Annotated in this window: 18 protein-coding genes and 2 pseudogenes; 13 read left to right on the plus strand and 7 right to left on the minus strand. The window is 62.3% G+C overall.

The annotated features are described in order from the left end of the window. Positions 1 to 112: 112 nt before the first annotated feature. A pseudogene (locus QF045_RS17215) lies at positions 113 to 2,720 on the plus strand (autotransporter outer membrane beta-barrel domain-containing protein). Between the two features lie 46 nt (positions 2,721 to 2,766). Here QF045_RS17215 and QF045_RS17220 read toward each other — a convergent pair. After that, positions 2,767 to 3,039, minus strand: a complete 273-nt coding sequence (locus QF045_RS17220; protein ID WP_306493277.1) for a DUF1652 domain-containing protein — start codon at positions 3,037 to 3,039, stop codon at positions 2,767 to 2,769. A 369-nt stretch (positions 3,040 to 3,408) separates the two neighbouring features. Here QF045_RS17220 and QF045_RS17225 point away from each other — a divergent pair, with 369 nt between their 5' ends. Both QF045_RS17225 and map read left to right on the plus strand, forming a co-directional pair. Then, complete coding sequence (locus tag QF045_RS17225) at positions 3,409 to 3,612, plus strand: ParD-like family protein (RefSeq protein WP_306493278.1); 204 nt, start codon at positions 3,409 to 3,411, stop codon at positions 3,610 to 3,612. Further along, entirely contained in the window at positions 3,609 to 4,364 is a 756-nt protein-coding gene (map, locus tag QF045_RS17230) for a type I methionyl aminopeptidase (RefSeq protein WP_306493279.1), read from the plus strand. The genes QF045_RS17225 and map overlap by 4 nt, the downstream gene beginning before the upstream one ends. A gap of 27 nt (positions 4,365 to 4,391) precedes the next feature. Here map and QF045_RS17235 read toward each other — a convergent pair whose 3' ends face one another. Continuing rightward, the gene (locus QF045_RS17235; RefSeq protein WP_306493280.1) at positions 4,392 to 5,978 is read right to left on the minus strand and encodes a RimK family protein; all 1,587 of its coding nucleotides are present in this window, start codon (positions 5,976 to 5,978) and stop codon (positions 4,392 to 4,394) included. Positions 5,979 to 6,072: 94 nt separating this feature from the next. Between QF045_RS17235 and QF045_RS17240 the strand changes: the two genes are divergently transcribed. Further along, positions 6,073 to 6,642, plus strand: a complete 570-nt coding sequence (locus tag QF045_RS17240) for a peptidase C39 family protein (protein WP_306493281.1) — start codon at positions 6,073 to 6,075, stop codon at positions 6,640 to 6,642. On the opposite strand, the gene sfnG is transcribed toward QF045_RS17240, so the two are convergent. Further along, entirely contained in the window at positions 6,626 to 7,711 is a 1,086-nt protein-coding gene (gene sfnG / locus QF045_RS17245) for a dimethylsulfone monooxygenase SfnG (protein ID WP_306493282.1), read from the minus strand. The two genes, QF045_RS17240 and sfnG, sit on opposite strands and share 17 nt — an antisense overlap. Before the next feature lie 252 nt (positions 7,712 to 7,963). Between sfnG and QF045_RS17250 the strand changes: the two genes are divergently transcribed. Further along, entirely contained in the window at positions 7,964 to 9,202 is a 1,239-nt protein-coding gene (locus QF045_RS17250; protein WP_306493283.1) for an acyl-CoA dehydrogenase family protein, read from the plus strand. Between the two features lie 218 nt (positions 9,203 to 9,420). Here QF045_RS17250 and QF045_RS17255 read toward each other — a convergent pair whose 3' ends face one another. Then, complete coding sequence (locus tag QF045_RS17255; RefSeq protein WP_306493284.1) at positions 9,421 to 10,206, minus strand: sulfite exporter TauE/SafE family protein; 786 nt, start codon at positions 10,204 to 10,206, stop codon at positions 9,421 to 9,423. 91 nt (positions 10,207 to 10,297) lie between these two features. Further along, entirely contained in the window at positions 10,298 to 11,068 is a 771-nt protein-coding gene (locus tag QF045_RS17260) for a class I SAM-dependent methyltransferase (RefSeq protein WP_306493285.1), read from the minus strand. A gap of 138 nt (positions 11,069 to 11,206) precedes the next feature. Here QF045_RS17260 and QF045_RS17265 point away from each other — a divergent pair, with 138 nt between their 5' ends. The 3 genes from QF045_RS17265 to QF045_RS17275 all read left to right on the plus strand — a co-directional run bounded on the left by QF045_RS17265 (position 11,207) and on the right by QF045_RS17275 (position 13,023). Then, positions 11,207 to 11,728 carry a DUF3455 domain-containing protein gene (locus QF045_RS17265; RefSeq protein WP_306493286.1) on the plus strand — a complete coding sequence of 174 codons (522 nt, stop codon included), beginning with the start codon at positions 11,207 to 11,209 and terminating at the stop codon, positions 11,726 to 11,728. 87 nt (positions 11,729 to 11,815) lie between these two features. Further along, a complete protein-coding gene (locus QF045_RS17270) occupies positions 11,816 to 12,346 on the plus strand; it encodes a sigma-70 family RNA polymerase sigma factor (RefSeq protein ID WP_306493287.1) in 531 nt (176 codons plus the stop codon). Further along, positions 12,343 to 13,023, plus strand: a complete 681-nt coding sequence (locus QF045_RS17275; protein ID WP_306493288.1) for an anti-sigma factor domain-containing protein — start codon at positions 12,343 to 12,345, stop codon at positions 13,021 to 13,023. Before QF045_RS17270 ends, QF045_RS17275 begins: the two co-directional genes overlap by 4 nt. Here QF045_RS17275 and QF045_RS17280 read toward each other — a convergent pair. Together QF045_RS17280 and QF045_RS17285 are read right to left on the minus strand one after the other, a co-directional pair. Next, positions 13,024 to 14,329 (minus strand): annotated as a pseudogene (locus QF045_RS17280) (ATP-binding protein). A gap of 3 nt (positions 14,330 to 14,332) precedes the next feature. After that, a complete protein-coding gene (locus QF045_RS17285) occupies positions 14,333 to 15,034 on the minus strand; it encodes a response regulator transcription factor (RefSeq protein ID WP_306493289.1) in 702 nt (233 codons plus the stop codon). Positions 15,035 to 15,261: 227 nt separating this feature from the next. Here QF045_RS17285 and QF045_RS17290 point away from each other — a divergent pair, with 227 nt between their 5' ends. The 5 genes from QF045_RS17290 (at position 15,262) to QF045_RS17310 (ending at position 21,893) form a co-directional block, all read left to right on the plus strand. Further along, positions 15,262 to 16,404 (plus strand): efflux RND transporter periplasmic adaptor subunit, encoded by a 1,143-nt coding sequence (locus QF045_RS17290; RefSeq protein ID WP_306493290.1) that lies wholly within the window; start codon positions 15,262 to 15,264, stop codon positions 16,402 to 16,404. 6 nt (positions 16,405 to 16,410) lie between these two features. Next, on the plus strand, positions 16,411 to 19,509 hold the full coding sequence (locus QF045_RS17295; protein ID WP_306493291.1) for an efflux RND transporter permease subunit: 3,099 nt from the start codon (positions 16,411 to 16,413) through the stop codon (positions 19,507 to 19,509). A 182-nt stretch (positions 19,510 to 19,691) separates the two neighbouring features. Next, positions 19,692 to 20,333, plus strand: a complete 642-nt coding sequence (locus QF045_RS17300; RefSeq protein ID WP_306493292.1) for a DUF1345 domain-containing protein — start codon at positions 19,692 to 19,694, stop codon at positions 20,331 to 20,333. A 73-nt stretch (positions 20,334 to 20,406) separates the two neighbouring features. Next, entirely contained in the window at positions 20,407 to 21,246 is an 840-nt protein-coding gene (locus tag QF045_RS17305; RefSeq protein ID WP_306493293.1) for an AraC family transcriptional regulator, read from the plus strand. A 53-nt stretch (positions 21,247 to 21,299) separates the two neighbouring features. Further along, positions 21,300 to 21,893, plus strand: coding sequence for a LysE family translocator (locus tag QF045_RS17310; RefSeq protein WP_306494915.1), 594 nt, complete (start codon positions 21,300 to 21,302; stop codon positions 21,891 to 21,893). Positions 21,894 to 21,899: the final 6 nt, after the last annotated feature.

The raw sequence follows: 21,899 nt of genomic DNA on the forward strand, positions 1-21,899 counted from the left end.
TGCCGGCCGTGCGCTGCGCGGCCTGCTACCCTTTGTCAGAAAATTCTCCGTTGAGCGAGGTGTGTGCTAGACCAAAAAACAGCAGTAACAAAAACAATACGTAGGACACGTCATGACCAAGGCATCTGGCTTTCCAACCCGAGCCGTTATTGCTGTCGGCATTCTTTCACTGCAGTATATCACTCCCCAGACCGCGCACTCCGCGTGCGCTTTTACCCCCGGACCCGGTGACGATAGTTACGTCTGCGACAGCGGCACCAGCGCCACTGGCCTGACCGATCTGCTGGGCAACAACAGCCTCACCCTACCCTCCGGCGGCTCCGGCACCCTCAATGGAGGCGTCACCTTCGGTGCGGGCGCCGATGCGGTACGCATCGATTCCGGGGTGATCACCGGCGCGGTGCAGCAAGGCAACGGCATTGACGATTTCATCATGAACGGTGGGCAAATCCAGTCCCTGGCCCAGGGTGATTCGCGCGACACCTTCCTGATGACCGGCGGCACCATCGTCGGCGCGTTCGAGGACGGCGACACCGCACGACAGAGCGGCGGCACCATCGGCCGCGTCGACATGAAGCTCGACAATAACCTCTACGATATGTCCGGCGGCGCGATCCTGGGTAACCTGGTGACCGGCTTCGGCACCGACACCATCATTGTTTCGGGCGGCACCATCGGCGGCAATATCAGTGTCAGCGGCGGTGATGACAGCATCACCGTCAGTAGCGGCGTGATCAGTGGCGAGATCCGCGCCAGTGTCGGCAACGATACGTTCAATTGGCTGGGCGGCGGCCGGATCAACTCCGCCGTGCTGATGGGCGATGGCGATGATAGCGCAGTGCTGCGCGGCCTCAGCGAAAGCCAGCTGGCTAGCACGCCCTCCCTCGACGGTGGCCTGGGCAATGATCAATTGACCTTCGATAACACCACCTCCGGCACGCCGGCGCGCTATGTCGGCTGGGAAACGGTCAACCTCGACAACGCTTCGCGCTTTGACCTGGCCGGGGATTTTTTCCTCGGCGACAGTACGAGCAACACCGGTACGTTCAACCTCGATGGCAGCAGTACCCTGGCCGTGACCCAGGGCGCGATCCGCCCCTACAGCGCCGGCCAACTGGCAACGCTGAACAACGCCGGCACCATTGACATGACCACCGGCAGCGCCAGTGCCGGCGATGCGCTCACGGTGCATGGCAACTACGTGGGCAACAACGGTCAACTGTGGCTGCAGACCGTGCTCGGTGACGACAACTCGGCCACGGACAAGTTGGTGGTGGCCGACGGCACGCTCAGCGGTCACACCCAGCTGGCCGTGACTAACCTCGGCGGTGCCGGTGGCTTTACCCAGAACAACGGCATCGAGGTGGTCCAGGCGCTCAACGGCGCGGTCAGCAGCATCGACGCCTTCGCCTTGAAGGGCTCGGTATCGGCCGGTGCCTATGAGTACCTGCTGTTCAAAGGTGGCGTCACCGCCGGTACGGAAAACAACTGGTACCTGCGCTCCTCGGTGGTGGCCGTGCAACCGCCCGCCGTACCACCGGTACCGCCCACCCCGCCGGTGGTGGTGCCTGTGCCACCGATTCCACCGACACCGCCTGTGGTCGACCCCGATGAACCACCGGTGGAGCCACCGACCGCGCAACCGGTGGCGCCAGTCGAGCCGCCGGCGCCAGCGCCGAGCCAGGTCGCGGCCGCCACGTCACCGCAATCCGCCGCCAGCAACCCGTTGCTGCCAACGGCCGTGGCCGGTGCCGAGCCTATCGCGCTGTACCGTCTGGAAGTGCCGGTGTACTCGGTTGTGGTTCCGGCCGCGCAACTGATGACGTTGCAGGCGCTGGGCACCTTTCACGACCGCCAGGGCGAGCAAAGCCTGCTCAGCGAAACCGGGGCGGTGCCGGCCGGTTGGGCGCGTGCCTACGGCAGCGATTTCAACAAAAGCTGGTCGGGCACCGTGTCGCCAAGCTTCGACGGCAGCGTCAAGGGCTATCAGGTGGGGCATGACCTCTACGCTGCGCACACCAGCGGCGGGCAATTGCAGCGCTTTGGCCTGTTCATCGGGCAGAGCCGCTTGAACGGTGACGTCAAGGGATTCGCCGAAGGCTTTCAGGACCGGCGCTCCGGACGGGTCAAGCTCGACGGCGATAACGTCGGCGCCTATTGGACGCTCACCGACTCCGCAGGCGGGTATGTGGATGTGGTCGCGATGTTTACGCGCCTGGACGGCGATAGCAAATCCGACCGTGGTGTGAAGATGAACACCAAGGGCCATGCCTTGGCGCTGTCCGCCGAAGCCGGTTATCCGTTCACTGTTTCCGAACACTGGGTGGTGGAACCGCAGGCCCAGGTGATCCGCCAGACCATCGACCTGGACAGCCAGAACGACGGCATTTCCAAGGTGTCGTTCGATTCTCAGGAAGTACTGGACCGGCCGGCTTGGCGCCCGTCTGAAGGGCCGCTACCGGGTGGGCAACACGCCCGTCGAGCCCTATCTGCGCGCCAACGCCTGGCGTACGTTCGGCGGCAGCGACACGGTGACCTACGATGATGTGGACCGCATCAAGAGCGACCACAAGTCGTCCAGCGCCGACGTGGGCGTAGGGGTTGTCGCCAAGTTGTCGTCGGCGGTGAGCGTTTATCTGGCAGCGGACTACAACACCAACCTGGACGGCAACGCCCTGGAAGGTGTCAGTGGCAACGCCGGTGTGCGGATGAGTTGGTAACCCGCCAACAACAGTGGGCCTGGCGAATGCCAGGCCCATGGGTCACTCACCAGTAATAACCACGCCCTCCTGCTCGTTGCAGGACAGGGGCGTGGGAATGTGTGAGTCCTTCACGCAATTCGGTGATCAGGTTGCAGATGGCTCGACTGCTGTCGAGCTTGTCTGCGCTTATTCCCTTGACCTCCAGATCCACGCGGTCACGGTCACGGTCGTCATAGACCCTGATCGTCAGCGAAGCATCTTCGGCTTTGGTGCACTCACACCGCTTGGGCAGGAAACTTCCTTCAATAATGCTGCGAAGCTCTAGTTCCGAAAGCATGGCTAACCTCTCCTTTTTTTGAGACTGCCAACAGTTTTATAGGTATTCCACAGGCACTTGCCTGCCGCGTCTTGCCGGCCCTGGAAGACGCCTTCTTCAGAAGCCTACTCGGCAATATCCACTGCTGTTGTAACCTTTCTTCATAAGCCGGCCGCTTGGTTATATAAGCGTGAGCGCTCGCTCAGCATCATCGTCGAACCGCATCGATTAATCGTTTAACCCGTCGCCTGAGCCGCGCGTAACCCCGGTGGTCGATGCTTCTGGCAACATATGGCAAACAATCAATCTGCGGCCCTTTCGTCGAGAGGGACTTACACAGAACATATGAAACATATACGCTTCGTATATTAAATTCTGATAGTGAAGCGTATGGGCATCGTCAAGATCACCGACCAATTGCACGAGCAACTGCGCCTGGCCAGCGCCACGATGGATCGTTCCATCAACGCCCAGGCGGAATTCTGGATCAAGATCGGCCTGCTGGCCGAGCTCAATCCGCAGCTGCCTTATAACGAGCTGATCAACAAACTGTTACTGGACAAGCCCGACCTGATCCGGGGGCGCAGCCAATGATCAAGACGCCACAACAGCTCGCGGTGATGCGCGAATCCGGGCGTCTGCTGGCACAGGTGTTCAGTATGCTCGACGGCTTCGTCGCCGCCGGCCGCTCGACCCTGGAGCTGGACAGCGCCGTCGAAACCTTCATACGCCAAGCGTTGAAGGCCCGCCCGGCGAGCCTCGGGCAATATGACTACCCCTTCTGCATCAACACCTCGATCAACGAAGTGGTGTGCCATGGCATGCCCAGCGCGAAGGAAATCCTCAAGGACGGCGACATCATCAACATCGACATCACCCTGGAAAAAGGCGGCTTTATCGCCGACTCCAGCAAGATGTACATGATCGGCACCGTCACCCCCAAGGCGCGCCGCCTGGTGGAGATGACGTTCGAAGCGATGTGGGCGGGCATCCGCCAGGTCAGGCCCGGCGCCCGTCTGGGTGATATCGGCCATGCGATCCAGCGTCACGCCCAGGCTAACGGCTACAGCGTGGTACGTGAATACTGCGGCCATGGCATTGGCCGGGAAATGCACGAAGAGCCACAAATCCTGCACTTCGGCCGCCCCGGCACCGGGCTGGAACTGCGTGAAGGCATGGTGTTTACCATTGAGCCGATGCTCAATCAGGGCAGCGCCAAGGTGCGCAGCCTGAAGGACGGCTGGACGGTGGTGACCAAGGACAACAGCCTGTCGGCGCAATGGGAACATACGGTCGCGGTGACGGCGGATGGGTTCGAGGTGCTGACGTTGCAAGCGAGCGCCTGAACAACCTCCACCGTTGGATGAGGCGCGCTACCACACTTGCCCTTGGCGTTTTAGTTCCAGGCGCCGCACGAACTCCTCCAGCACCAGGCCATAGAGGTCGTCCTGCAAATAGGCATCCTCAATGCCTGCGTCCAGGTTGGGATTGTCGTTGACCTCGATCACCACCACTTTGTCGCCGGACTGCTTGAGGTCTACACCGTAGAGGCCATCGCCGATCAGGTTGGCGGTCTTCACGGCCAGTTCCACCACCGCCTTGGGCGCTTCGTGAACGGCCAGGGTGCGGCATTCGCCATTGATGTCCTGGCCGATGGCCTTGTGATTGTAGATCTGCCAATGGCCCTTGGACATGAAGTACTGGCAGGCAAAGATCGGCTTGCGGTTGAGCACACCGATACGCCAGTCGTACTCGGTGTAGAAGAACTCCTGAGCGAGCAGCAGCACCGAATGCTCGAACAACTCGGCGGTGGCCTTGAGCAACGCCTCCTGGCTCTCCACCTTGATCACGCCACGGGAAAAGCAGCCGTCGGGGATCTTCAATACCAACGGGAACCCCAAGCGCTCGCCGACCCGCTCAAAGTCTTCCGGTCGTTCCTTGTAGAGAATCTCGGTGGCGGGCATGCCCAACTGATGGCTGTTGAGCAAGTCGGTGAGGTAAACCTTGTTGGTACAGCGCAAGATCGATGCCGGATCGTCCATCACCACCAGGCCTTCGCTTTCGGCTTTCTTGGCAAAGCGATAGGTGTGGTTGTCGACGCTGGTGGTTTCGCGGATCAACAAGGCGTCGTACTCGGCCAGGCGCGCGTAATCCTTGCGCTCGATCAGGTCCACATCGATGCCCAGGCCCTTGCCTACCCGAACGAAATTCTCCAGCGCCCGCGCGTTGGACGGCGGCAGTTGCTCTTGAGGATCGTGGAGGATCGCCAGGTCATAGCGGGCCAGTCTGCGCGAGCGCGGTTGGCGCCAGATCTTACGGCTGAAGTTGTCGAGGGCGTGGGCGAATTGATCTTCCTGATCATCACGCAACTTATGCAATACGCCGGACTTGACCCCTTCGATGTGCCAGCCGTTATTCTTTTTGAAATCAACTAACAGGATTGGACACGGAAACGCTTCAAACAACTGACGGGCCAAGTCCTGCAACGGTTCTATATTGGTTCGACCAAAATAAAGCGTCAGAGTAAAGCCTTCGGTATTGCTGTAAAGGTGGTGACTCAAGGCTTTATCGAGGGTTTTATCCAGGTCGTCCAGGGCCAGGCCGTACAACGCTTTTTTCGTCAGTTCGCTGATGGTGCGTACCGATGGGATCACCTTGTGCCCCCGCGCTTCGGCCAGCAGGGAGCAGTAGTAGCCATGCCCCAGGTACTTGTAGCCGCGGCACAGGTTGATCACCTGCACGCGCTTGCCCGTCTCGTTTTCACGCGTCTGCTCCAGATACTCCTGGGCGGTGACGATGTCTTCGCTGGGGAAGTAGGAGGCCCAGTCTTCCTTGCGTTCGACAATGATCACGACTTGACTTGCGCCTTTGGACGGGCCCGAAAAATAACCGCTGGAAGTTATTGTCGCCGCGACTGTTTGCTCGGATACTTCACGCCAATGACTGTGTACCGCCGACATAATATTTGATCCGCTTTAGAGAACTCGACCTTTTCTATTAAGCACGATCTTTTAGAGAAGTCCCGTTTCGTTACGCAACTTTTACGGCGGTCATATGGCTCTTTCCTTTCGCGTTGCAACTCCGTGCGATGTGCCTGAACTGGTGGCACTGGAACAACATTGTTTCACCACCGACCGGCTGTCATCGCGCAGTTTTCAGTGGATGATCAGCCGCGCCCATGGCGAGTTGTTGGTCGCGGAGAACGACGGACAATTGCTTGGTTATGCGTTGGTGCTGTTCCACCGTGGCACCTCGCTGGCGCGCCTGTATTCCATCGCCATTGCCGAGCCTGCGCGTGGTCTGGGGCTGGGCAAACAATTGCTCGCGCGCATTGAGGCAATTGCGGTGGAACATGACTGCGCCTACCTGCGCCTGGAAGTGCGCAGCGATAACCCAGGCGCCCTCGCGCTGTATGAGCGAAGTGGCTACCGGCGCTTCGCCCTGATCAACGACTATTACGAAGACCACACCGACGCCCTGCGCCTGGAGAAGCGCATCGTCCAGCACCGCCAGCCCCTGGACTGCCAACACCTGCCGGTCAGCCATGGGGAATTCGAGCGCATGTGCCGGTTCGGTAATAACAAACTGCGTGCGGCCGTGGTGGTCTTCAAGCCACTTGCCTGATTCCGGCCTTGGCCTCCAGCTCACGCACCAGCGGTAACACGCGCTTGCCGAAGTACTCGACTTCTTCCTGGAAATGCAGGAACCCGGCCAGCACCAGGTCCACGCCGACCGCCTTGAGCGCAACGATGCGCTCGGCGATCTGCTGCGGCGTGCCGATCAGGTTGGTCTTGAAGCCGTCGTTGTACTGCACCAGGTCCTCAAAACTGGATTTGGCCCAGTTGCCCTCGCCTTCCGGTGAGGCCTTGCCGGCTTGTTTGGCCGCGTCACCAAAGGCGTTGACCGCTTCCGGGTCGGCCTTGTCGATGATATCCGCCAAGACGGCGCGCGCCTCTTCCTCGGTGTCGCGGGCGATGATGAAGGCGTTGACGCCGACTTTGACCGAATGGTTATTCGCCGCTGCCTTGGCGCGGAGGTCATCGACCTGGGCCTTGATGCCTTCCGGCGTATTGCCGTTGGTGAAGTACCAGTCCGACACGCGCGCGGCCATGTCCCGCGCCGCCCGTGAGCTGCCGCCCTGGAATACCTCTGGATGGCCCAGCGGCTTGGGCTTGAGGGTGTAATTGTTGAAGCGGTAGAAGTCGCCCTTGAAGGTGAAGTCATCCTGGGTCCAGATGCCTTTCAAGGCACGGATGAACTCTTCGGAGCGACGATAGCGCTCATCATGCTCCAGCCAGGGTTCACCAATGGCCTGGAACTCGCCCTTGAACCAGCCGCTGACGATATTGACCGCGATACGGCCGTTGGTGAGCTGGTCGATGGTCGCCAGTTGCTTGGCCGCCAGCGCCGGCTGCCACGGGCCCGGCAGGATCGCCGCAATCACCTTGAGGGTGGTGGTGGCCGCGAGCAGCGCGTGGCTGAAGGCTACCGACTCGTGCTGGTTCTCGGCGCCGTAGCCGGCGGTGAAGCGAATCTGGGTCAGGCCGTATTCGAAGCCGGCAGCTTCGGCCAGTTGCGCCAGTTTGCGGTTGTAGTCGATGCCCCAATGGGTGCGTTGCTCGATCTTGCTGACCACCAGCCCACCGCTGACGTTGGGCACCCAATAGGCAAATTTCACGGCTTGCTGACTCATTGAATAACTCCTCGCACACAGGGATGTACCCAGGGCCTGAGCAGCAAGCGTGCCAGGCCGGGAAAACGCCCAGGCCAGGCGCGCTGCGCCGATATAGGCATGGACGCGCCGGTGTCGCAGACCGTGCTGGTTTGTCGATCCGCTGTTGCCGGGGCAACAGTGGATGAAGGTTTCAGCCCGTAAATACAGGCGTCGGCACCCGGCACGGACTGTGCAATCACCCTGCATTGACCACTGCCGAGGAACCGTGCCATGACCGAACAACACGTGATCAACCCCCTGTCCACCGGCGTCGACTACCCGACCCTGGCTGCGCGCTTTCGGCCGATTTTCCAGCGCATCGCCGCTGGCGCGGTGGAACGCGAACTGAGCCGCACCCTGCCCTACGAACCGATCCAGTGGCTCAAGGAGGCCGGCTTTGGCGCAGTGCGCGTGCCCGTGGAGTACGGCGGTGGCGGCGCTTCCCTGCCGCAGCTGTTCGAACTGCTGATCGAATTGGCCGAAGCCGACTCCAACGTACCTCAAGCCCTGCGTGGGCACTTTGCCTTTGCCGAAGACCGCCTCAACGCGCCGCCCAGCGCCGCCCGCGACCTATGGTTCAAGCGCTTCGTGGACGGCGACATCGTTGGCTGCGCCTGGACCGAAATCGGCAACGTGGCCATCGGCGACGTGGTCACCCAGGTCAGCCCCGATGGCGAGCAGTGGACGCTCAACGGCGAAAAGTTCTACAGCACCGGCAGCATTTTCGCCGACTGGATCGACGTCTACGCCCAACGCAGCGACACCGGCGCCGACGTAATCGCCGCCACCCGCGCCCGCCAGCCAGGGGTGGTCCACAGCGATGACTGGGACGGCTTCGGCCAGCGCACCACCGGCAGCGGTACATCGCGCTTTAACAATGCGGTGGTGGAGGCAGACAACGTCATCGACTTTGCCACACGGTTCAAATACCAGACCGCGTTCTACCAGTTGGTGCTGCTCGCCAGCCTGGCGGGCATCGGCCGCGCAGCCCTGCGCGACGTGGCACACCAGGTGCGCAGCCGACAGCGCATCTACAGCCATGGCAATGCGCCCCACGTCAGCCAGGACGCGCAGATTCAGCAAGTGGTGGGCGAAGTGGCGGCCCTGGTCTACGCCGCCGAGGCCAGCGCCTTGAAAGCCACGCTGCCAGCGCAACGGGCGTACCTGGCGCGTTTTGGTGGGGATGAAGCCGTGGAGCGCGAAGCCAATGTGGCGGCGGAAATTGAATCGGCCACTGCGCAGGTGGTGGTGTCGGACCTGATCCAGCGCGCTACCAGTCAATTGTTCAATGCACTGGGGGCTTCGGATGTGCGCCAGGGTAAAGCGCTGGATCGACATTGGCGCAATGCGCGGACAGTGTCTTCGCATAACCCGGTGATCTACAAGGCGCGGATCGTGGGGGATTGGGTGGTTAATGGGGCTGAACCGCCATTTGTCTGGCAAATCGGCAACGGCCCGGCCAAGGCCTGAGGCCTGAGGCCTGAGGCCGGTCAAAAATGTGCGAGGGGGCTTGCCCTAATGCCAGTCAGTTAAGCGAAAAGGACCCCTGTAGGAGCGAGCTTGCTCGCGAAAAACGTCCAGGCGACGCGTTCATGCTGAATAAACGCGGGGAGTCTGAGTTCTTCGCGAGCAAGCGCTCCTACAAAAAGTCTTAACTGACTGGCATTAGGGCTTGCCCCCTCCCACATTTAGAATGCGAGCTTGTAACCCACCGCCATCAACATCACCGCCAGGCACGGACGCAGCACAGCGTCCGGGATTCTGCCGGTCATGTGGCTGCCCAGGTAAATGCCCGGCAACGACCCCATCAACAAAAAGCCCAACAACTGCCAATCCATATTGCCCATGCTGGCATGCCCCAACCCTGCCACCAGGGTCAGCGGCACGGCATGGGCGATTTCGGTACCGACCAGGCGACGCGTGGCCAGGAACGGATACAGAATAAACAACGCCACCGTACCCAGCGCCCCGGCACCGATGGAGGTCAGGGCTACCATGGTACCGAGCACCGCACCGGTCACCACGGTCAGCGCGTTCAGGTTGCGCGGGCTCATGTGATAGTCATCGCCGGCATGGCGCTGGGCAAACGCCAACAGACTTTTCTTGAACAGGATCGCCAGGGCCGTCAGCAGCAGCACCACACCGAGGGCCTGCTTGATCATCGCGTTCATCGCACTCGGGTCGGTGTGCAGACTGGCGAGAAACCACAGGGTCAGCAATACCGCCGGCACACTGCCCAGGGTGAGCCAGCCAGTGATGGTCCAGTCGATGTTCCTGTTCTTGCTGTGCACCAGCACACCACCGGACTTGGTGATGGCGGCATACAACAGGTCAGTGCCCACGGCGGTGGCCGGGTTGATGCCGAACCACAACAGGATCGGCGTCATCAACGAGCCCCCGCCAACCCCGGTCATGCCTACGATAAAACCCACGATCAGGCCAGCAACCACAAACCCCACATTACCCACATCCATTACAGCTACCTGCGGCCTTATAAATTTCTGGCGGCAGGATAGCGATTTTTCTTATAACCACTTATATCAATATGATCTGACTTTATGCCTTTTAGCCAAGTCGATGGCAGACGTAGGCCTGGGTCTGATACGGGAAAGCGACGGTGTCCCGGCCCTTCAGGGCCGGATGCGTGTCGATCAGTGCCTGCAACTGTGCCGTGACCGCTGCCTTGGGACCCTCAGCCAACGCAGCGATAAAGCTCACGGAGAGGAAGCGGTCCATGATCACTTCCTGAGGGCTGCCCACATGGCTGTAGGGAAAACAGGTCATCTCAGGGTCGGAAAAGTACTCGCCGGTAAAGGCTTCACGCCAGCGACCGGTATGAAAACGCGGGGTGTCGCCCTCGTAGGGGGTGATGATCCGGGTGATGGCCGCGACCCAATCCACCGATTCATCCCGCACGTTCCAGACCAGGCCAAGGCGGCCGTTGGCCTTGAGCACGCGATGGATCTCCGCCAATGCGGCCTCGGTGGAAAACCAATGGAACGCCTGGGCACACACCACCGCGTCCGCGCTGGCAGCAGGCAGAGGGATGGACTGCGCGGTGCCATTGACCAGGCGCACATCCGGCAGAAGCCTGGTCAACTGGGCACCCATTTCGGCCACCGGTTCGACCGCCGTCAACGTTGGCGCCAGGGTGCTGAGCAAACGCGTGAACTTGCCGGTGCCGGCCCCCAGATCAACCACATTTGACTGGCCGTCGATGTGCAAGGCCTGCGCCAGCCAGCCCGTGAGCTGCCTCGGATAGTCCGGCCGGCCTTGGGCGTAGGTGACGGCCTGGGTAGAGAAACCTTGTTGAGCAGACGTGTGTACACCAGTCATTGCCAATCTCTCCTTGGGTAAAGCGGGGGCACAGTGTGCGCCCTGGCACATTTATTTTCTAATCGCTGCATCCAATCGGGCTCGCCGTGGGTAGTCCTCTCAGTCACCCCGCTGTTTTACTGAAATGGAGAAGTACCCATGAACGCTAAAGCCCTGCTCTGCCTCACCGGTCTGCTGGTCGCAAGCCCTGCCGTGTTTGCCCAGGCCGCTCTGCCCGACAGCATCAAGGTGCCGGATGGTCATAAGATTGCGCTGGAAACCACCGGTGTTGGCGAAATCACCTACGAATGCCGCGACAAAGCCAACGCCGCCGGCCAGACCGAATGGACCTTCGTCGGGCCCAAGGCCGTATTGAACGACCGCAACGGCAAGCCAGTGGGCACCTACTTCGGCCCGCCGGCGACCTGGCAAGCCAATGACGGCTCGAAAATCACCGGTACCCAGTTGGCCGTGGCACCGTCGGGCGCTGGCAACCTGCCGTATCAACTGGTCAAGGCCAACCCGGCTGAAGGCAACGGCGCGATGCGGGGCGTGAGTTACATCCAGCGCGTCGCGCTCAAGGGCGGCGTCGCCCCCGCCAGCGCATGCACGATTGCCAACAAGGGCACGCAGCAAACCGTGAAGTACCAGGCAGACTACATTTTCTGGGCCGCTAACTGAGCAAACTCGGCTACGCTCGCCTTGTAGGCGCGAGGACGCTCGCCCCTACAACGCGCAGACGTCTATTGAGTGGCAGGAATCCTTGGTTTGGCTGAAATCATCTTTGACTATGAAGCGTGCCTGCTGGCCTGCGCCCGCGGCGATCATCGCGCCCTGCAGCGGCTCTACGAGCACGACAGCAGCCGTCTGCTCGGGGTCGCCTTGCGCATCGTGCGGGACCGGGCCCTGGCCGAAGACATCGTGCATGACGCCTTTATCAAGGTCTGGCACGGCGCCCATGGCTTTGACCCCAACCGTGGCTCGGCGCGCGGTTGGGTGTTCAGTGTGACCCGTCATCTGGCCTTGAACAGGGTGCGCAACGCCAGCCGAGACGTCGAGCTCAGCGATGCCCATGAACGACTGGCGGCACCTGCCGAGCACGTGGAATTCGAGGCGCGCTCCGCACAGATTCACACCTGCCTGGCACAACTCGACCCGGCCCGGCGCCAGTGCATCCTGCATGCATATGTCGACGGTTTTTCTCACAGCGAAATCGCGCAAACACTGGGCGCCCCACTGGGGACGGTCAAAGCCTGGATCAAACGGAGCCTCGCCGCCCTGCGGGAGTGCATGGCATGAACGACGACGAACTGGCCAGTGAATACGTATTGGGCACCCTGCCCGCCGAACAACGCGCCGACGTCGAGCAGCGTCTAAGGCACGATGCCCAACTGCGCGCAGCCGTGCAGGCCTGGGAACAGCGCCTGCTGCCACTGACGGCGCTGGCGCCACCGGTATCGCCCTCGGCGCAGCTATGGCGACGTATCGAACGCACCCTCAACCAGGCGAATAACCGGGCGGATAAGCCTGTGCCCTGGTGGAACCTGCTCGCGGTGTGGCGCGGCCTGGCCGCTGCGGGGCTGACGGCGACCTTGGTGCTGGCAGCGCTCTTATGGATCCGCCCACCCATCGCTGAACCGACCTTCGTCGTGGTGCTGGTGGCCCCGCAAGACCAGGCACCGGGTTGGGTCATCCAGGCCAGTGATCGCCAGCAAATCCAGTTGATCCCCCTGGGCGTCATGCACGTGCCGGCCGACAAGGCTTTGCAGTTCTGGACCAAGGCCGATGGCTGGCAGGGACCGGTTTCCCTGGGGCTGGTCAAGCCGGGGCAGACCTTGTCGGTGCCGCTGGACAAGCTGCCACCGCTGGCGCCGAATCAGCTGTTCGAACTGACGCTGGAAGACCCCAGCGGCTCGCCCACCGGCAAACCGACCGGGCCGATCCAGGCCATCGGTCGCGCGGTCAAGGTGCTTTGATCACTCGATGGCAGGCAACCACACGCGAAACCGCGCACCGCCCAACGGAGAGGCCTCGGCGGTCAAGGTGCCGCCCTGGGCTTCCAGGGCCCGCCGGCTGATGGCCAGGCCCAGGCCGAAACCACCGGTGGCGCGGTCGCGGCTGCGGTCCAGGCGGTAGAACGGCTCGAAGATACGTTCGCGCTGGTCCGCAGGAATGCCAATACCATCGTCATCCACGCAGATTTCACAGCCTTTTTTCGGGCATACCCGGACGCCGACCTGGATGCGCTTGTCGCAGTAACGCGTGGCATTGCGCAACAGGTTCTGCAAGGCGCGGGCGGTGAGGCGCGGGTCGAGGCTGAAGCGCTCCACCGCGCAGTCGAGCGCCACGTCGATCACGATCTCGGGGTTTTTCCAGTTCGTCGTCGACACTGCCCAGGACGCTGTCGATGAATTCGTCGAGCACCACCTCGACGCGTTCCGGCAACTGCGCCGGGTTTTGCAGCCGGCTGTAGGAGAGCAGCTCCAGCACCAGTTCATCCAGTTCACGAATATGCGCCACCAGGCTTTGCAGGCGCTCCCGGCTCGCTGCGGGCAAGTCTTCCGACAGCGCCAGGGCCAGGCCGAAATCCAGGCGCGTCAGCGGCGTGCGCAGTTCATGGGACACCGCGTTGAGCAGGTCGCGCTGCTGGTTGAGCAGGTGCTCGACGTCGTCGGCCATGGTGTCGAACACCGAGGCGAGGCTGCCGATGCTGGAGCTGACCGGAATACGCGTGCGCTCGGTGAGGTTGCCCTGCCCCAATTGCGCGGCGGTGCTTTTCAGGCGTTCCAGGTCACGCCAGTGCGGGCGTAGCCACACCAGCAGGCAGGCGAGCAGTGCCGCGACGATCAGCACGTTGATCGCCCAGTACAGCACGTTCATGTCCAACGGATCGGGCGGAACCGTCAGTTTGACCACGAATTGCTCATTGATCGGCGAGCTGATTTCCTCCATCCAGCCCCATTCCCCCAGGCGCACCACCGACTTGCCCTGTTCCAGCAGTTTTTCTTCCGCCGGGGTGTAGCGAGCGTCCTGGCGCAGCAGCAATTGCACTTTCAACGGCGCAAAGTCGCGCCCCAACTGCTCGGTGACCTGTGACCAGCGTTCCACCGGTGCGCGCACGTATTGCTTGACAATCAACTTCTGCTGGCCACGGGTCTGTTCGATGTTGTAGTCCATGTAACGATGTTCGAAGAGCTGGATCACCAGTGAGGGGATCAGGTAGATCGCCGCGCTGTAGGTGACGATGGTGATCAGGTAGAGACGCAGGAGGACACGGAACATGGTTCAGCATTCCCACTCGGAACGGCTGAACAGATAGCCCTTGCCCCACACGGTCTTGATCTTGCGCGCTTCACCGGCGTGGTCGTCGAACTTGCGGCGCAGCTTGGAGATGGCCACGTCCACCGAACGGTCGGTGCCATTGAACTCGATGCCGCGCAGGCGTTGCAGAATCTGGTCGCGGCTGAGCACTTCGCCGGCATGTCGGGCCAGTACCACCAGCAGGTTGTACTCGCCGCTGGACAGCTCCACCGCCTGCTCGCGCCAGGTCACGGTGCGTTCGGACAGGTCGATGCACAGGTTGCCCATGATGATCTTGTCGCTGGCCACCTGGGGCTCCGACAGGCTGCTGCGGCGCAGCAAAGTGCGCACACGGGCGAGCAGCACGCGCGGTTCACAGGGCTTGGTCACGTAGTCGTCGGCGCCCATTTCCAGGCCCAGGACCTGATCGTGGCTGTCGTCCCGGGCGGTGAGCATCAGGATCGGCAGGCCCGCCGAGTCGGCGCGCAGCAGGCGGCAGACCTGCAGGCCGTCGAGGCCGGGCAGCATCAGGTCAAGGATCACCAGGTCCGGCGGGTTCAGGCGCGCCCGTTCACGCACCTGGTCGCCCCGGCTGAGCACGCTGACATGATAGCCATTGCGTTCCAGGTAGCTGGCAATCAACTCGGACAGTGCGGCGTCGTCTTCCACCAGCAGGATGTTGGGCATGAAGGTGTTTCCAGAAAATACAGTGAAGTGCCGTACACAAATCCCACGTGGGAGGGGGCTTGCCCCTCCCACATTTGATCTTCGTTGTAAGCAGGATTGTGCAAGGATATACGCCCCCGACGCCCCGCGCGTCGTACCTTACATTTCTTCACAGACGCACTACACAGCTTCACAGCACCACGGCGCAGGTGACCTTAGGATGCGCCAGTCAATATTGGGATAAGAGCATGTCGAAGAATCTGTTTGCGCCGTTTTGCCTGTTGGCCCTCACACTGGCGCTGAGCGCGTGTGACCAGTCGGCAGCCGAGGCGCCGGAAATGCCCCTGGCCAAAGTGCGCATCGAGACGCTGCAGGCCAAGCCCCTGTCCATCACCAGCGAATTGAGCGGGCGCATCGCCGCGCCGCGCATCGCCGAGGTGCGTGCGCGGGTCGCCGGGGTGGTGATGCAGCGCGTGTTCAGCGAGGGCCATGACGTGAAACAGGGCGACGTGCTGTTTCGCATCGACCCGGCGCCGTTCAAGGCCGACCTGGACAGCGCCAAGGCCAACCTGAGCAAGGCCGAAGCCAACGCGTTCCAGGCGCGCCTGCAAGAACAGCGCTACAGCCAGTTGGTGGAAGGCAACGCCATCAGCGGCCAGGAATACGACAACGCCCGCGCCGCCCTGCGCCAGACCAACGCCGAGGTCGCCGCCAACAAGGCGGCCGTCGAGCGGGCCAGGCTGAACCTGGGTTACGCCACCGTGACCGCGCCGATTTCCGGGCGCATCGGCCGTGCACTGGTGACCGAAGGCGCCCTGGTCGGCCAGAACGAAGCCACGCCGCTGGCGATCATCCAGCAACTGGACCCGATCCATGCCGACCTCACCCAGTCGACCCGCGAGCTCAATGACCTGCGCCGCGCCTTTCGTGCCGGGAGCCTGAAGCAGGTCGGCCAGGACCAGGCCAAGGCCACCCTGATCCAGGATGACGGCAGCCTGTACCCGTTGCCGGGCAAGCTGCTGTTCGCCGAGATCAGCGTCGATCCGGGCACCGGGCAAATCATCCTGCGCAGCGAGTTTCCCAACCCGGACCTCGACCTGCTGCCCGGCAGCTTCGTGCGGGTGCGCCTGGAACAGGCGGTCGACCAGCAAGGCCTCAGCGTGCCGCAACGCGCCATTACCCGCGACAGCGCCGGCATCCCCATGGTGCTGTTGCTCGACAGCGCGCAGACCGTCAGCCAGCAGCCGGTGGAGTTGGGCGCGGTGATCGAAGACCGCTGGGTTGTCAGCCGCGGCCTCAAGCCCGGTGACCGCATTGTTGTCGAGGGCCTGCAACATGCGCGCCCCGGTGAAAAAGTTGAAGTGGACGACAGCCCGCTCGTAAAGGAATAACCCGCCATGCCGCAGTTCTTTATCGACCGCCCGATCTTCGCCTGGGTGGTGGCCCTGTTCATCTTGCTGGCCGGCTTCCTGGCGATCCCGCAGTTGCCGGTGGCGCAATACCCCAACGTCGCGCCGCCGAAGGTGGAAATCTACGCGGTGTACCCCGGCGCTTCGGCCCAGACCCTGGACGAAAGCGTGGTCAGCCTGATCGAGCAGGAGCTCAACGGTGCTGACCACCTGCTGTATTTCGAGTCCCAGAGCAGCCTCGGTTCGGCGACCATCACCGCCACGTTCCAGCCGGGCACTAACCCGGAAATGGCCCAGGTGGATGTGCAGAACCGCTTGAAGGTGGTGGAGCCTCGCCTGCCGCAAGCTGTGACGCAACAAGGCCTGCAGGTGGAGAAAGTCTCGGCCGGCTTCCTGCTGCTGGTGACGCTGACGTCCAACGACGGCAAGCTTGATGACGTGGCGCTCAGCGATTACCTGGCGCGCAACGTGATGAACGAACTCAAGCGCCTGGACGGTGTGGGCAAGGCCCAGTTGTACGGCGCCGAACGCGCCATGCGCATCTGGATCGACCCGCAGAAACTGATCGGCTTCAACCTCACCCCGGCCGACGTGAATGCCGCCATCAGTGCGCAGAATGCCCAGGTGTCGGCGGGCAGCATCGGCGACTTGCCGGGCTCCCAGAGTCAGGAAATCACCGCCGCCATTCTGGTCAAGGGCCAGCTGTCGACACCGGCGGAGTTCGCCGACATCGTGCTCAAGGCCAATCCTGACGGCTCTACCGTGCGCATCGGCGATGTGGCACGGGTGGAAGTCGGCAGCCAGGAGTACCAGTTCTCCACGCGCCTGAATGGCAAGCCCTCTACCGCCGTGAGTGTGCAACTGGCCCCCGGTGCCAATGCGCTGAACACCGCAACCCTGGTGCGGGCGAAGATGGATGAGCTGTCGCGCTATTTCCCGGCCAACGTGGAATACAAGATCCCCTACGACACCTCGCCGTTCGTCAAAGTCTCGATCACCAAGGTGGTCTATACGTTGCTGGAGGCGATGGCGCTGGTGTTCGCGGTGATGTTCCTGTTCCTCCAGAACGTGCGTTACACCCTGATCCCCACGCTGGTGGTGCCGATTGCGCTGATGGGCACCTTTGCCACCATGCTGTTGCTGGGTTTTTCGATCAATGTGCTGACCATGTTCGGCATGGTGCTGGCGATCGGCATCTTGGTGGACGATGCGATTGTGGTGGTGGAAAACGTCGAGCGGATCATGGCCACCGAAGGCCTGTCGCCCAAGGACGCGACGAAAAAGGCCATGGGCCAGATCACCGGCGCCATCGTCGGTATCACCCTGGTGCTGGTGGCGGTATTCCTGCCGATGGCATTCATGCCCGGCTCGGTGGGGGTGATCTACCAGCAGTTCTCGTTGTCGATGGCCACCTCGATCCTGTTCTCGGCCTTTCTGGCGCTGACCTTGACGCCAGCGCTGTGCGCCACCTTGCTCAAGCCGATTGCCCAGGGCGAACACCATGCCAAGGGCGGCTTTTTCGGCTGGTTCAATAAACGCTTTGAACAGCTCACCGACCGCTACGAAGGCTGGGTGGCCTATGCCCTCAAGCGCAGCGGGCGTTACTTGCTGATCTACCTGGTGCTGCTGGTGGGCCTGGGGCTGTTGTTCAGTCGCCTGCCTTCCTCGTTCCTGCCGGTGGAAGACCAGGGTTACACCATCACCGATATCCAGCTGCCACCGGGCGCCAGCAAGAACCGCACGGTGCAGGTGGCCGAGCAGATCGAGGCGCACAACGCCGGTGAACCGGGTGTGGGCGATACCACCATGATCATGGGTTTCAGTTTCTCCGGCTCCGGGCAGAACGCGGCGCTGGCATTTACCACGCTCAAGGACTGGTCGGAACGTGGCAGCGATGACGCCGCGGCGTCGATTGCCGACCGCGCCAACATGGCCTTCAGCGAACTCAAGGATGCGATTGCCTATGCAATCCTGCCACCGCCAGTCGACGGCCTGGGCACCTCCAGCGGCTTCGAGTTCCGCCTGCAGGACCGTGGTGGCGTCGGCCATGCGGGGTTGATGGCCGCGCGTACCGAGCTGCTGGAGGCCGCCGGGAAAAGTCCGATTCTGGCCAACGTGCGCGAAAGCGCCCTGGCCGAAGCGCCGCAAGTGCAATTGGAAGTGGACCGCAAGCAGGCCAACGCGCTGGGCGTGTCGTTTGCCGACGTGGGCAATGTGTTGTCGTCGGCCATCGGTTCGGCCTACATCAATGACTTCCCCAACCAGGGCCGCATGCAGCGGGTGGTGGTGCAGGCCGAAGGCGACCAGCGCAGCCAGGTGGCGGACGTGATGAAAATCAACGTACGCAACAACGCCGGGAAAATGGTGCCGCTGTCTGCGTTCGTCGAAGCCAGATGGACCCAGGGCCCGACGCAATTGACCCGTTACAACGGCTACCCGGCCATTGCCATCAGCGGTGAAGCGGCGCCAGGCCACAGCACCGGTGAGGCGATGGATGAAATCCAGCGCCTGGTCAGCCAATTGCCGGCGGGCCTGGGCCAGGAATGGACCGGCCTGTCGTTGCAGGAACGCCTGTCCGGCTCACAGGCGCCGATCCTGCTGGGCTTGTCGCTGCTGATCGTGTTCCTGTGCCTGGCGGCCTTGTATGAGAGTTGGTCGATACCGACCTCGGTCCTGCTGGTGGTGCCGCTGGGCGTGCTCGGCGCGGTGCTGGCGGTGAGCTTGCGCGGCATGCCCAACGATGTGTTCTTCAAGGTCGGCTTGATCACCATCATCGGTTTGTCGGCGAAGAACGCGATTCTGATCATCGAGTTCGCCAAGGACCTGTACGACCAGGGTGAAGACCTGATCACCGCTACCTTGAAGGCGGCGCGGTTGCGCCTGCGCCCGATCATCATGACCTCGCTGGCGTTCATCCTCGGCGTGGTGCCGCTGGCGATTGCCACCGGTGCCAGTTCGGCGAGCCAGCAGGCGATCGGTACCGGCGTGATCGGCGGGATGATCACCGCGACCTTGGCGGTGGTGTTCGTGCCGGTGTTCTTTGTGGTGGTGATGAAACTGGTGCGCAAGCGCCACACGGCCGATTAAGCTTTTTGTAGGAGCGAGCTTGCTCGCGAAGAACTCAGGGCCTGCGCGTTTATTCAGACAGAACGCGTTGGCTGGACGTTTTTCGCGAGCAAGCTCGCTCCTACAGGGGTTATCGATCAAGTTCATGATCAAGTACAGGCGGATGAGCTATGGTGCTCACAGTTTCCCATTTGTGAGCAACCATGCCCTTCCTCGCCCGCACCCACCCTCGCCTTTCATCCGCCGCTGTACTGGGCCTTGCCGTGGGCATCCTGGTGCCGGCCGAGACCCTCGCCAGCAAAATCCTGATCGGTTGGAATGCCGGGGTCTGGACTTACCTGGTGCTGATGCTGTGGCTGACCAGCCGCGCCAAGGCCGAGGACGTCAAGCGCATTGCCGAGATCGAAGACGAAAACGCCGGGCTGGTGCTGCTCACGGTGTGCATCGCCGCCATCGCGAGCCTGGCCACCATCACCTTCGAGCTGGTCGGCAGCAAGGACCTGGCCAGCACCGAACGCCTGCTGCATTACGGCTTCACCGGGCTGACGGTGATCGGTTCATGGCTGTTGATCGGGGTGATTTTCAGCGTGCATTACGCCCGCCTCTACTACACCTGGAACGGCAAGGAGCCGGCGCTGCGCTTTGCCGAAGGACTGCTCACGCCTAACTATTGGGACTTCCTGTATTTCTCCTTCACCATCGGCGTGGCGGTGCAAACGTCGGACGTGGGGGTTGCCACCCGTGGCATGCGCAAGGTGGTGCTGGGACAATCCTTGATCGGGTTTCTGTTCAACACGGCGATCCTGGGTTTCTCGATCAATATCGCCGCCGGGCTGTTCGGCTGATGCCGCACAAACCTTCTAGACGCCCATGCCGCGCTGGGCGCTAATAGCCTCACCTATTCAGCCTCGGTGATTTATGGCCGCGCACAATTGGATCGACCTGTCCCAGGACGCCGACACCGGCATCGAGACCCTGCGCGCGCATTTCGAAGGCCATGCCTACGACCCCCACTGGCACGACAGCTACCTGATCGGTGTGACCGAACAAGGCGTGCAGCAATTCAATTGCCGCCGTGCCCGCCATAACAGCGTACCCGGCCAGGTGTTCCTGGTGGAGCCGGGCGAACTGCATGACGGCGACGCGCCCACGGCGGACGGTTTCACGTACCACATGCTCTACCTCGACCCGCACTGGCTGGCACGGGAAGTGAGCGCGGTATTCGAAGAGGCACCGGGCAACAGCCAACTGAGTTTCGCCAGCACCCTGGCCAATGACCCGCGCCTGGCCCTGGCCACCAGCCAAGCCTTCCAGACACTGCACAGCGGCGAACTGCGCATCGTGCGGCAACGGGCGATGGACCACTTGCTGGAGCGCCTCACCGGCCAGCTCTACTGGCGCACCCGTTATCGCGAAGACCCTCGCCTGCCCCTCGTGGCCCACAAGGCCCGGGAATACCTGCATGCGCACCTGCATCACGACGTCGGCATGGATGAGCTGGCGCGGGTCTGTGGCGTCGACCGCTTCCGCCTGAGCCGTGCGTTCAAGAGCGCCTTCGGCTTGCCGCCCCATGCCTACCTGGTGCAACTGCGCCTGGCGCGCGCCCGGCATTTACTGGCCAATGGCGAGCAGCCGGCAGATGTAGCGATCGCCCTGGGATTCGCCGACCAGAGCCACCTGGGCCGCTGGTTCGTGCGCGCCTACGGCCTCACGCCCGCCGCGTACCGCAAGCGCTGCTCAAATCTTCCAGACAGGTAACGCGCGTGCTTGTGAAGATCGACTCCATCGATTGGTTTATCGGAGTCACCACCATGCTGTCCACGCTCGCACCGTTCATGCTGTTCGCCTTCGTTGCCTCGATCACCCCTGGCCCGACCAATATCCTGGTCATGAGCAACAGCGCCCGCTACGGGCTCAAGGCGGCCGTGCCGATCATTCTGGGGGCCTGCACGGGGGCGGCGGGGATTGTCTTGTTGGTGGGGTCGGGCGTAGGCCAGTCCCTCATGCAGTGGCCCAAGGTGCAGGCGGCAATGCAGTGGGCCGGCGTGGCCTGGTTAAGCTACCTGGCGTGGCAAATCTTCAGCGCACCGCCTCACGCCATCGAGTCGGATTCGGCGCACAAACCCCTGGGCCTGTTCGGCGCCGCCAGCCTGCAACTGATCAACCCCAAGACCTGGATGATGGCCTTGGCCGTGGTCAGCGTCTTTGCCGGCAACGGTGCCGAGCACCGGGTGATGCACCTGTCGCTGTTGTTTTTTCTGATTGCCCTGCCCTGTCTGGGCGCCTGGGCCGTGTTGGGCGCCGGGACGCAGCGCGTGCTGCGTTCACCCACCGCGCTGCAACGCTTGAACCGCTGCATGGCTGTGCTGCTGTTGGGTTCGACCTGGGTCGGCGTACTGATCTGAAGACGA

It is taken from the genome of Pseudomonas sp. W4I3 (genome assembly GCF_030816195.1).
GTDB lineage: Bacteria > Pseudomonadota > Gammaproteobacteria > Pseudomonadales > Pseudomonadaceae > Aquipseudomonas.